General features: G+C 39.0%; 15 protein-coding genes. 7 read left to right on the top strand and 8 right to left on the bottom strand.

Annotated features, from left to right (window positions below):
- Positions 1 to 127 precede the first annotated feature (127 nt).
- Positions 128 to 220 (top strand): YjcZ family sporulation protein, encoded by a 93-nt coding sequence (locus K7887_RS11855; RefSeq protein WP_010193868.1) that lies wholly within the window; start codon positions 128 to 130, stop codon positions 218 to 220.
- Positions 221 to 262: 42 nt separating this feature from the next.
- Entirely contained in the window at positions 263 to 391 is a 129-nt protein-coding gene (locus K7887_RS11850; protein WP_010193870.1) for a YjcZ family sporulation protein, read from the top strand.
- 526 nt (positions 392 to 917) lie between these two features.
- Here the strand turns inward: K7887_RS11850 and K7887_RS11845 are convergent.
- The 6 genes from K7887_RS11845 to K7887_RS11820 form a co-directional block, all read right to left on the bottom strand.
- Entirely contained in the window at positions 918 to 1,658 is a 741-nt protein-coding gene (locus tag K7887_RS11845; protein ID WP_223489413.1) for a DUF4397 domain-containing protein, read from the bottom strand.
- A gap of 114 nt (positions 1,659 to 1,772) precedes the next feature.
- The gene (locus K7887_RS11840; protein WP_148989760.1) at positions 1,773 to 2,021 is read right to left on the bottom strand and encodes a DNA alkylation repair protein; all 249 of its coding nucleotides are present in this window, start codon (positions 2,019 to 2,021) and stop codon (positions 1,773 to 1,775) included.
- Positions 2,022 to 2,117: 96 nt separating this feature from the next.
- Positions 2,118 to 3,569, bottom strand: a complete 1,452-nt coding sequence (locus K7887_RS11835; RefSeq protein WP_223489411.1) for a carbon starvation CstA family protein — start codon at positions 3,567 to 3,569, stop codon at positions 2,118 to 2,120.
- Positions 3,570 to 3,691: 122 nt separating this feature from the next.
- Positions 3,692 to 4,420, bottom strand: a complete 729-nt coding sequence (locus tag K7887_RS11830) for a LytR/AlgR family response regulator transcription factor (protein WP_223489409.1) — start codon at positions 4,418 to 4,420, stop codon at positions 3,692 to 3,694.
- Entirely contained in the window at positions 4,413 to 6,173 is a 1,761-nt protein-coding gene (locus K7887_RS11825; RefSeq protein WP_223489408.1) for a sensor histidine kinase, read from the bottom strand. Before K7887_RS11825 ends, K7887_RS11830 begins: the two co-directional genes overlap by 8 nt.
- Positions 6,174 to 6,288: 115 nt before the next feature.
- Positions 6,289 to 6,612 (bottom strand): MerR family transcriptional regulator, encoded by a 324-nt coding sequence (locus tag K7887_RS11820; protein WP_223489407.1) that lies wholly within the window; start codon positions 6,610 to 6,612, stop codon positions 6,289 to 6,291.
- 190 nt (positions 6,613 to 6,802) lie between these two features.
- On the opposite strand from K7887_RS11820, the gene K7887_RS11815 reads away from it, so the two are divergent.
- Together K7887_RS11815 and K7887_RS11810 are read left to right on the top strand one after the other, a co-directional pair.
- A complete protein-coding gene (locus K7887_RS11815) occupies positions 6,803 to 6,964 on the top strand; it encodes a Fur-regulated basic protein FbpA (protein WP_223489406.1) in 162 nt (53 codons plus the stop codon).
- A 2-nt stretch (positions 6,965 to 6,966) separates the two neighbouring features.
- A complete protein-coding gene (locus K7887_RS11810) occupies positions 6,967 to 7,116 on the top strand; it encodes a hypothetical protein (RefSeq protein WP_223489405.1) in 150 nt (49 codons plus the stop codon).
- Positions 7,117 to 7,147: 31 nt separating this feature from the next.
- Here K7887_RS11810 and K7887_RS11805 read toward each other — a convergent pair whose 3' ends face one another.
- Positions 7,148 to 7,993 (bottom strand): protein-glutamine gamma-glutamyltransferase, encoded by an 846-nt coding sequence (locus K7887_RS11805; RefSeq protein ID WP_223489404.1) that lies wholly within the window; start codon positions 7,991 to 7,993, stop codon positions 7,148 to 7,150.
- 128 nt (positions 7,994 to 8,121) lie between these two features.
- Entirely contained in the window at positions 8,122 to 9,048 is a 927-nt protein-coding gene (locus K7887_RS11800; RefSeq protein ID WP_223489403.1) for a CobW family GTP-binding protein, read from the bottom strand.
- Positions 9,049 to 9,187: 139 nt separating this feature from the next.
- Here K7887_RS11800 and msrA point away from each other — a divergent pair, with 139 nt between their 5' ends.
- From msrA to K7887_RS11785, 3 genes are all read left to right on the top strand, one after another.
- The gene (gene msrA / locus K7887_RS11795; protein WP_223489401.1) at positions 9,188 to 10,141 is read left to right on the top strand and encodes a peptide-methionine (S)-S-oxide reductase MsrA; all 954 of its coding nucleotides are present in this window, start codon (positions 9,188 to 9,190) and stop codon (positions 10,139 to 10,141) included.
- A gap of 21 nt (positions 10,142 to 10,162) precedes the next feature.
- A complete protein-coding gene (locus K7887_RS11790) occupies positions 10,163 to 10,312 on the top strand; it encodes a hypothetical protein (RefSeq protein ID WP_223489399.1) in 150 nt (49 codons plus the stop codon).
- A 177-nt stretch (positions 10,313 to 10,489) separates the two neighbouring features.
- Positions 10,490 to 11,974, top strand: a complete 1,485-nt coding sequence (locus K7887_RS11785) for a methyl-accepting chemotaxis protein (protein ID WP_223489397.1) — start codon at positions 10,490 to 10,492, stop codon at positions 11,972 to 11,974.
- The last annotated feature ends 54 nt before the right edge of the window (positions 11,975 to 12,028 follow it).

Below are 12,028 nucleotides of genomic sequence, written 5' to 3'. Positions count from 1 at the left end.
TGATACTACAGAGCCAAGGGGCTTAGTAATATAATCCACCCAATTTTTTTGGAACTGGGCATATGCCTTTACCATTACGCTCCACATGAATACATTATGTATTAGGAAAGAGGGGGAGGTGTAGAGCATGGGTGGTTCTGGTTATGGATCAGGATTCGCGTTAATAGTTGTTCTGTTTATCTTATTGGTGATTGTTGGTGCGGGAGTCCTCCACTATTAATTACTAACCTTGGATAGATACCTTGTAGAGGAGGTGACAGCTATGAGTTGGTGTGGTTGCGGTTACGGTCAAGTAGCAGGTGCAGGATACGGCGGTGGTTACGGAAGCTCTTTCGTATTAATCGTTGTATTGTTTATCCTATTAATCATCGTTGGTGCTGCTTGGTGCTAATGAAATAGAACAGGGTGCTCAATCACTAGTTGATTGAGCATTTTACATTGTTTGGGAAATTTATAAAATAATCAGATTGTGGAATCGTCTTCCCTCGTGATGAGGACCTGATTGACGAGGAAAAAAGAGGAGTGAAGTCCTCATCGCCGTTATGAAGACCTCGGTGACAAGTAAAAAGGAGGGGAGAAGTCCTCATCGCTGTTATGAAGACCTCGGTGACAAGTAAAAAGGAGGAGTGAAGTCCTCATCGTCGATATGAAGACCTCTGTGACGAGAAAAAAGGAATAGGGAGGTCCTCATGGTCAGTATGAAGGCTTCGGAGACGAGGAAAAGGAGGAGAGAAGCCCACAGCGCCTGTATAAGAACTTGGTGACAAGGAAATAAACCAAGAGAAGCCTTTTTTTGTTAGAGGATTAAGCGCAAAGACAAGGTCCGGCCAATATATCAAAGGATCTGGTACTATGATTTAATTTTGACAGTTACCCTAGGGTAAGTGCTTTTTTGTTCGATTTACTTATTCTTTGTTTTACGGAACTAGAAAAATAGCTTCCAAAGGTGTACCATTTTTGACAAGTCCAACGGCCACAATAGTATAAGCAACATCTGGTTTCAAGCTTATCCTGTTAAGGGGGAGTACGATATCTTTTGTTCCTGAAACCCTCATTTCTAAATCCACTGTCATCGGAGTAAGGCCTAGATAACCGGAAATACCGGAATAAGGAATGTCAGAAAAAACGACATCTCCTTTTTTGACGGCAATATCAACTGGAGGGGCATCAGGGGATAAGTGCCAAAAACGCAGCTTTGATTCACTTTGAGGAACGGAAGTATCATCCTCAACAGGTATTAGCTGCAGTTTGTCCTTTGTTCCTAGTATTGCAACGGTGTAAGTTTTACCTGTATTTGCCTGGAGGGTACCGTCAAATAGTTTTTGACCATTTTGATATATTTCTATTTTATTGTTTGTTGGTTTAATATCTACATAACTGCTGCTGTTGGTATAACGAAGATCTTTCCATACAGGATTGTTATTTACATGTACATCTACTGCCATTATTCCTGGAGAAGCATGAAGAAACCTTAGTCGTGAGTTCTCTCTCTCATTCGTGTTCCTATTGGGTGCCGCTTGAATAGATTTCACCCATTTTTGCAGGTGATGGTAGTGCATATTATAAAAATAAATATGACGTTGCGGATCCAGATATTTATAATAATCAGCAAGCAATTGATATTGTCCTGCAAGGAAGTAATTTTCATCATGATTCATGTTTGCATACACCCTCCATTTATTCCTCATGCTAAATGGATATGCAAAGAAAGGTGAAATATTAACAATATTCTTCCTTACAAGGAAAAAAGGATAATAGGCGAGTTAGGCCTGTTATCCTTTTTGGTATTCTGCATGCTTGATGAAGGTGATTTCTTCATCAACATTGCCACAAGTGGCACATTGAATTTTTTGTGAAGGCCCTTTATAAGGGATGTGAAAAGGGTCCGTGGTGCCGGATGTATATTCCTCTACAACCTCACCTGATTGAGGATTTAACTTCACGGACTTTGCCACTTGTTCAATAATGTTAAAGCGTGAGCGGTTAGTTTTACAATTTGGGCATAGATAAGGGGATGCCATATCAAATCCGCCTCCTTTGATAGTAGCTTTTTCTGAACGGATAACTTTTATGTAAAACAAAAAAACGGTCCTACAAAAGTAGAACCGTTTGTGAGATCATGCTGCTTTTTCATTTGAGATATCATTTGCATCAAGTTCGAAGTCTGTTTTTCTTGCTGCAATAGCTTTAACATAGAACAAGCCAATGATGATAATCGTAAACATGGCTGCACCGATATAAGAGGCTTCAATCGGCAATCGGAAGCCAATAGGAGCATTTAATATATAGGTAGTCGTTGCCATTGTCATGAAAATTGCTGGTATCATCGCAATATAATACTGTTTTCTAGCGATGAATAGATACATGGCGCCAACCCATAATGCAATGACAGCAGTGGACTGATTTGCCCAAGAGAAGTATCTCCATAATAATTCAAAATCAATTTTTGTCAGTACAAATGATATGACAAACAAAGGAGCTGCAATCCAAAGACGGCTGATAATTTTCTTTTGTGAAATATTGAAGTAATCAGCAATGATCATGCGAGCACTTCGGAATGCAGTATCTCCAGATGTAATCGGAAGGATAATGACACCGATGACCGCCATTGTACCACCAATTGCTCCAAGCATGGTAACGGAAACCTCACTTACAACTGCTCCAGGTCCTCCATTGGCTAAGATTTCGCTCAATCCTGCCGACCCATTGAACAAACTCATTCCTGCCGCTGCCCAGATCATGGCAATGATACCTTCTGCAATCATCATGCCGTAGAAAATTCGACGGCCTTGCTTTTCATTCTGAGTAGTTCTAGAGATAATAGGTGTTTGCGTTGCATGGAAACCAGAAAGTGCTCCACATGAAATAGTTAAGAACAATAATGGGAAGATAGGCACGTTATCTGGGTGCATATTTGTGAAACTTAATTCAGGAATAGGAGCGCCTGTTACAACTAACGATACTCCAACACCTAAGGCACTGATCAGTAATAGTGCTCCAAAAATAGGATATAAACGACCGATGACTTTATCGATTGGTAACATCGTTGCAAAAATATAATAGATGAAAATAGCTAAAATAATGATACCTAATGCAACTTTTCCTTCTGCTAACGTGTGAATTAACCCTGCCGGCGCCGTTACGAAAACGGTTCCAACTAAAAGTAAAAGCAAGATAGCAAACGCATTGACGGTATGTTTCATAAATTTTCCGAGGAACTTACCTGCAAGTTCAGGTAAATGTGCACCGCGGTTACGAATGGATATCATACCAGTCAAATAGTCATGAACCGCCCCGGCAAAAATACAACCTAAGACAATCCACAAGAATGCTACTGGACCATATAGGGCACCCAAAATCGGTCCGAAAATTGGACCGACACCTGCTATATTTAATAACTGAATCAATGAATTTTTATTTTGACCTAACGGAAGGTAATCAACCCCGTCTTGATTGGAATAAGCGGGTGTTTTTCTAGCATCTTTTATTCCGAATACTTTTTCTACAAATCTACCATAAATAAAATAACCTACTATTAATAAGGCAATACCTGTTAAGAATGTATACAAAATGAAGACCCCTTTCTCTTTATGGAGTATCCTCATTATAAATGAAAAGGCTTTCATTTGGTGGCAGAGCGGCTAAGATGTGTAAAAACATAAATAACATGTCAGTAACAGCTACTGACATGTTATAGTTCAAGTTTTTTTCTTAGTGCTTTTACGTAATTCCGGCTGACAGAGAGCTTTTCGGAACTGCCTATGAGCTCCAGCATATATGCCCCATTGAACCAAGGAGTCAATTTTGTTACATAATTTAAATTAACAAGGTAGCTTTTATGGATCCGGAAAAATGGGTAGTCTTGCAATCTTTCTTCCAAGTCCTTCAACGCCAGCTTTGACTCGAAATTGCGGGTGTTTGTATGTATGCGTGAAATTCGATCGTCTCTGCTGACATAAAGTATATCTAGAGGATCTATATAATAAATTTCATTTTCATATTCCACTGCTAGCTTAGAGGAAGCAGGTTGTTGTTGAGTTTCCTTTTCTGGAGTTAAATGTTTGATAAGCCGACATACGGTTTGGGACAATTGTTCCTCATCGAAAGGTTTTAATAGATAATCAACAGCTTCATGTCGGAAAGCGTCCACCGCAAAGTTAGGAAAGGCAGTGGCAAAAACAATAAGAGGTGATTTCTTTAATTCTTTTAAATGCTTGGCAACGTCCAAACCGTTCATTTTCGGCATTTCTATATCTAAAAAAACGACATCCGGTTGATGTTGCATGCAGAGTAAAAGAGCGTCTTCACCTGTGGCTGCTTCTCCTATCACTTGCAGGCAATCATGCTCCTCTAATAAATGTTTTAGTTCATCACGGCTGTATGGTTCATCATCCACTATAATCGTTTTAATATTATCCATCAGTTTTATCATCCTTATTTAATTTTTTTGCAATGGTAAAATAAACAGTGGTGCCAATGTTTGCTTCACTTTGAAAATGCAATCTTGCTTGATTGCCAAACATCATTATAAGTCTTTTATTAATATTGTAAAGGCCAACCCCAGTACCAGTAGGGGAAGAGACTTGTTCCTGGCCAAGTTCACTTATCCGATCGCTTGTCATGCCTACTCCATTATCGCTTATGGATATATATATATCAGAAACCCGCTCCTTTATTTTAATGGTTAATTGTGCATTTTCCTCCCTATCTTTTAGACCATGCTTAACCCCGTTTTCAACTATGGGCTGCAAGGAAAGAGGGGGAACAAGATAAGAAAGCGCCGATTCATCAACATGATAGGTTACGGTTAAACGATCCGAAAACCGGGCTTCCTCAACAGATAGGTATGCTTGTACATGTTTTAGCTCCTCTTGCACGGTGGTCCATTTTGCCGTGGTTGCCGTCAGATTTTGCCTAAAGAAATGCGAAAGAGATACCAATAGTTTTCTTGCTTTTTTCGGATCTGTGCGTATTAAAGAAACAATTACATTCAATGAATTAAATAGAAAGTGGGGGCTGATTTGAGCTTGTAAAGCTTTAATTTCAGCTTCTTTTACTAGTTTGGATGCATTTTCTGCTTCTGAGATTTCCAATTGATGGCTCATAAGGGAGCTGAGACCTGTAATTAACTGGATAACCACATTATCTATTTCTTTATCTGAAGAAAAGTAAAATTTAAGGGTGCCAACTGTTTCTTCTCTCTTTTTTAAGGGAGCAATAACCACAGCACCAAGAGGACATGACGGGTCCTGACACTGTATGTCATTTTTACCTGCTACCAACAAATTTCCGAATTTCAGTACTTGTTTGGTGCTATGAGTTTGGATGGGGGAGAGGGGTTTATGATGATTATTCCCCATTCCGACATGTGCTAGAATCTTTTCCCTATCAGTTATGGATACAGCACTGGCATTTACTTCCCGATAAATAATTTTGCACGTTTCTTCCGCAGATTCCAGCGTTAATCCTTTTCTAAGGTGTGTCAATGTATTCTCTGCTAGCGACAAGGCTTTTTGAGCTTGGACTGCCCCGACTTTTTCCTCTTCATTAATCACGGTTAAAATAATGAGGAAAAAGAGAGCAGATCCAATTCCATTAGCAAAAATCATGGGAAGGCCTATACTCTCCACAAGCGCGAGAGCCTGAGAAAATGGTTGTGAAGTAAGGAGGATAATACCCATTTGAATCGATTCCGCTAATGCGCCTGTAAGAAGAGCCACTGCTACACTAATTCTCTTTCCCTTATATTTGCTTCGTATGAAACCTGCCAAGAGGCCTGCTACTATAGCGGAAAAGCCGCATGAAAAAGCAGTGAATCCACCAAGGCTCATGCGGTGTATACCAGCAATCAACCCTGCACCAATTCCCACTTTATATCCGCCAAGCAGACCTGCCATCACAATCCCAATCACGCGGGAGTTGGCGATCGCCTCAGAATCGTTCAATTCCGTTATCCAACGGTTGAAGCCTAATGTTTCCGTACTAAAAGCAAGGCCTGTGTATGTACCGATAATGCCAAAAAAGCCAAAAAACAGGATAGCAAATGCTTGCTGTTTTCTATCTATTTGCTGCCTGTTAATCAGCTGTCTGAAAAAAGATAGCCTAGTCATGATAAAAGCAACGGTTACAATGATTCCAAGTCGCTCTAACATGGTTAATAATAGTTCAAACATATTTCACGCTCCACTTAAAACCTGATGTGCTAATGGTAGCATAACCAAACCCTGTCGTTAAGATTAAATTCAGCTACAGAAAAAAGCATGATTTCCTCCAAGGAGATAATCATGCTTAGTTTCTATTTTGTTTGAAATGCGCCTGAATTTGCCCTTTTAACATCTGTTTCTTCCAGTTTTCATTCTCTTTTTCTTTCTTTTTCCACTCGCGGCGTATTTCATGAGTCTGAACGCCTTCTTCCATCTGATTGGCAATTTCCATCAACCGTTCTACATCAGAGAAGGAATACTTCCGAATACCTGAACCTGATCTTGCAGGAAAGATCAACTTTCTTTCCTCGTAATATCTAATCTGTCTTTCTGATAAACCTGTAAGATCGCGTACCGTGCCGATTGAAATGACTTTTCTCTCTTTCAAAGATGGATCCTCTTGTGCCATAGCCACTCACATCCTATTCTAAGAGCTCTTACTGTCATTATAGTACATTTTCATAGCTAATTCCTGTGCGTTTGTAAGAAAACCTAACAATCAAATGATATTGTTTATAAATTCTATGTGATAACTCCTGACAAAAATAAAGAATTTACCCTATTTGTTCAATAAACTGGAATAAAGAGAGGTGAGTGGAATGGCGAAAAATTTAAAAAAGGCTATCAATGATGCAAAAGAGTATTATATAACCAAACTTGTTAATGCGGGGTTTTTCATGAATCATAGTGTTCTTTCCACCTACACATTAAGTGAATTGAAAAAGGAATATACGAACTTAATTGAAAAGGGGAGGAGGTAAACTTGCAGGAGTATCACAATTCTGATTCATTTAAACTAGCTTACGATATTATTAAACTAGACTGCCGACGAGATCAGATATGGGAGGAGCTTCTTAAAAAAGAAGGCAACCGTGCTTTGGAAATCTTAAGGCTTGTCCAAAATTCAAAATGAAAGAGGCTGGCTCCTATGTGGGAGCTGGCCTTTATTGATTAGGAAGGTAAGAGCGATACAAGTAGAACAAATACCGATCAAGGGAAATGGAATTCTTGCGATGGATAATGACTGGATGTTGGTGTTTGGTTCGTCTGTTTGGAGAGGAGAATAACTTTGCCAAATGTGTAAAAGATGGACGGGCAACATAATCACTCAGATAAGCAGGTTTATTACCATCTGGTTTTCTCGTTCCATTCAAGAACTCAATGATATACGCTGCATCTTTTAGTCCAAGTCCGTGCCCGAAATACAAATCGTCACCCATCACCACGGCATTTTCACCTCTCCACCAATAGGTCAATGGATTGAAATCAGGGTTTTTAAAGTAAACAACATCACCTGGAATCGTATAGAAAGTGTAGACCGACTGCATGACAAGATCTGAATCAAAATGCCAGCTGTATAGTAACAAGTCTTGAAAGTATTCATTAAAAAGTTTAGGCCCGATTGTGTTTAAAATAGCATGATAATAGAGAATAAGGATGGCAGTTGCGCACTCATACGCATAAAATTGACTGTTTTCAAGAATATCAGTTATGGCATCTGATGGATTGACATCTTTCCGTATTAAAAAGCCGCCAGTCTCTGTTATATTCCAATACGCAGGGTTGCCTTGTGAACCGGCAAACGTTTCAAAGCGCGCTTCTCCCTGTGCCATTAATGCGGCACTTGCGACAATGTTATTCCGTAAGGCAATCTCAAATCTTAATTCCTCCATAGAATCATATGAATATACTTCTTGATCATTAAGTAAGCGTTGGAAAATTGTCTTTTCAAGGTCTTCTAGATTAGAAAGAGTAGTTTCTGTAATTGATTCTCCGTTTATGACAATCATGACATCCCTCTTTTCACAAAAACAGTATAATTCTCATTACTAATCAACATATTCAATTTGATGGCATTCATGAATGAATAAAAATGAAAAGTGCTGTGCAAATCATGAGGATTTGCACAGCACTTCATTTATTGCTTGTTTTTTTCTAAAGCAAGTAATTGATCTGTTAATAACTCTACATCCAAGTCTTCACCAATAATGACCAAATTCAATGGTACTTTAACCAACTCTTTTAAATAGAGTGGAGTGCCGTAAGAATATTGAAACAAATAAATACTGTTTGAATGCTCGAAAGTAAGATACCCTTTGATGCGATAAACGGAGTCAGGAAGATTTCTAAGCCAATCTTCAAACTCATCTAAGTCTATTTTAGTGGAAAACTGATACACAAATGTCTTCAAATGAAGGGAATCCTTAACATGTGCACTAGAATGGCTTCCTTTTTCTATCTGCTTCGTTCTCTTCCAGCTGTTTTCCGGAATCTTAGCATACGTAGTCAGCAGTGTGGAAGCATGTGGGTTGATGGATTGCAATTCAAACAAAATGCTAGAAACCTCTGCTTCACTTACTAAATCCGTCTTGTTCAAAATAAGCATATCGGCATGCTTCACTTGTTCTCTTATCAACTGTTTGACTTGAATGGATAAGCTGTCACGATCTTTCCATCGCAGGACATCTAAAAGGGTGATAATACGTGCTTCAGAAAACTTGTTTGCGAAAATGGGAGAAAGAACTGTGTCAAGCACCTCAATTGGATGTGCCGCACCTGTCGTCTCTATGTAAATGGCATCCAAATCTTTATCAAGTAAAAGCCCCTGCATAGTTGATTCCAATTTCTCTTGAATCGTACAACAAATACAGCCATCAAATAATTCAGAAAGTGGGGTTTCGTCCGGTATGGAATCGGAGTCGATAGAGACCTTGCCAAGCTCGTTCATTACCACCGCGACTTTTCTATTTTCCGCTTGTTCCTGTTGCAGCATTTGAGTCAAAAGGGTAGTCTTCCCACTCCCAAGAAACCCTGCTAATATATAAACTTCTACTTTTTTACTCATAAATTGAACCTCCTGAGATATGTACCCCTCATTTTACCATACCTATTATCTTTCTGTAATACGAGCATTCCATTAGGAATTCCTCTATGATATTGCTATAATTCAACGTAAATATATTATATAAAAAGGTGGGTGCTACATGATGAACAAATTAGAAAAAGCAACATTTGCAGGTGGTTGCTTTTGGTGCATGGTTAAACCTTTTGACGAACAAGATGGTATTGAACAAGTAGTTTCAGGTTACACAGGTGGACATAAAGAAAACCCTACTTATAAAGAGGTTTGTTCGGAGACGACAGGCCATTATGAAGCGGTACAAATTACGTTCAATCCTGAAATATTCCCGTATGAAAAATTACTAGACGTTTTTTGGAGTCAAATTGATCCCACAGATGCTGGCGGACAATTCCACGACCGGGGAGATTCGTATCGTACCGCCATTTTCTATCATTCCGATGAACAAAGGGAGATCGCGGAAAAATCTAAGCAAGACTTAAACCAAAGTGGAAGATTTAAAGATCCAATCGTAACAGAAATACTTCCTGCCAAGCCATTTTATACAGCGGAAGAGTATCATCAAGATTATTACAAGAAAAATCCTTTCCGTTATAAGATGTATCAAGCAGGATCTGGGAGGGCGGCATTTATTAAAGAGCATTGGAAAAAAGAAAACAGCGAAGACTTGAAAAAGAAGCTAACACCTATGCAGTATGAGGTTACACAGAATAACGGCACAGAACCACCTTTTAAAAATGAGTTCTGGAATCATACAGAAGAAGGAATCTATGTTGACATAGTTTCTGGTGAGCCATTATTCTCTTCGCTTGATAAATATGATGCCGGTTGCGGATGGCCAAGCTTTACCAAGCCGATAAACAAAGAACAAGTAAAAGAAGAGATGGATGTAAGTCACAGAATGGTACGGACGGAAGTTAGAAGCAAAGAGGGAGATTCTCATCTGGGCCACGTGTTCGAAGACGGTCCTGTAGACAAGGGCGGATTAAGGTATTGCATTAACTCCGCTGCCCTCCGCTTCATCCCGGTAAGCCAACTCGAAACAGAAGGCTATGGAGAATATAAGAAATTGTTTTAAACAAGAAAAGTAGGTGAACAGATGGGAAAATATCAATTGGACAACAAAGGTAAGGTAGCTGTGGCAAAGTTTCATGAAAAACAGACACCTGCTAAACTTGATAAAAAGAAGCAACTTGAAAAAATACGTGCGGAGTACTTGAAAAAGAAGCAAAAACAAACAGATAAATAATATGAATGGAAACATAGGAAGACTAAATCTCAAATGCCGGGCAATTACTGCCTGGTTTTTTTCTGTCAAAATTCAACAAAATAACAGAATTATTGCAGGATAACAGAAGGAACATGAAGAATTAGTAGATATAAAAGAAAAAAAGCAACAATGGATGATGGAGTGGGGGATTATGCAATGTCAGCAGTAAGTGTAAAAGAATTAAAGTTTCAAGATTTGATCAATAAAAATAAGCTCATGTTTTTCGTGATTTTCATCTCGTATGGTGCCGGGCTTCTTGTGAATTTCTTTGTACCGGCGGCAACAGTTATAACCGTGACCTTATTTGTTGCTTTGTGCTTAGGGGTTATTTTATTAATTTTGACCAGATGGAATGAGTGGTTTCACTACTTAGTGCCTTACTTTACAGTAGGAGTAACTTTCACAGTATTTTTTATAATTTTGGTAAACCGCGGGGCATCTTTATCAGGATTTATTCTACCTTTTTTTGTTTTGATGCTTGCAACCGTTTACTTTAATAGAAATGTCTTTATTGTTGGAGGTGTAGGGAGTCTAGTCCTTTTCGCTTACTCACTTTGGTCATTTCTAAACGGCAACCTGATGACAGACGGACAGTTAGGAAATATAGTCCTGCTATTCTTTTTGTTGTTTGTCATTACATTTGTACAAGTGAAAATAGGGAAGAAATTGTTTGCTCAATTCGAGGGTATTGTAGACACGATGCAAGCTGTAAGTGAAGAGCGTCAAATAAAGCAGGAAGCCTTTCAGCGGGATGCCATGACATTAATTGAACGAGTCAATAAAGTCCATGATCGCCTTAACATGAGTATTCGATCCCAAAAAGAAGTGTCACTAACCATACAGGAGCTGTCCGTGGGAAGTCAAAAGCAAGCCGACCAGATTGGTGGCATTGCGGAACAGACGAATGATGTATCAACCTTGATGGACAATGTTGTAGATAAATCGAATAGCTTATATCAAACAACAAATACAACAAAAACTACAGCAGATCAAGGGAAAGTGATGGCAGTAGAACTACAGGAAAACATGAAAAGCTTTTCGCAGGATGTTGCGGAAATGGATGCTGTATTCCAGGTTCTTACGGAAAAAATCGATGAAACAAACTTATTAACTCAACACATAAAAAATATTACGGATCAGACAAACTTGCTAGCTCTGAATGCTTCTATTGAAGCTGCTAGGGCAGGGGAAGCCGGAAGAGGTTTTGCGGTAGTAGCAGAAGAGATCCGTAAGCTTGCCACATCCACTGGCGAAACGACAAAAGAAATCACAGAAAACCTCTCCTCTCTTAACCAAACAAAAGAAGAGGTATTACAACAGCTGCAACTTAATATTGCAAAAATGGAGAAAAACCTTGAAGCAACAAATCAGGTCAACCATTCCTTCCAGCACATCAGTGAAACCTTGAAAACATTATTAACTGATGCACAGCAATTTCGTGATTTTGCAAGTACAGTAAAAGAAAAAACAGCAAATACTGACTCCTATACGAGTGAATTTGCAGCATTGATGGAAGAAGCGACAGCGGGCCTTGAGGAAATCAGCGCGACAGTCGAACAAGTTACAGAGGATAACACGCATATAGAAGAGACATTAAAGAGCATGGTCAAAATTATCGATAAAATGGAGGAACATAAATAGATTTTTAAAAAATGGGCATATGCACATACGGGACAGCCACCTAGTTCATAAAGT

Source organism: Sutcliffiella horikoshii, assembly GCF_019931755.1.
In the GTDB taxonomy this organism is placed as follows: Bacteria; Bacillota; Bacilli; order Bacillales; family Bacillaceae_I; genus Sutcliffiella_A; species Sutcliffiella_A horikoshii_E.
The sequence above is the reverse complement of the archived record's forward strand: the minus strand, read 5'-3'. Positions and strand labels throughout refer to the sequence as shown.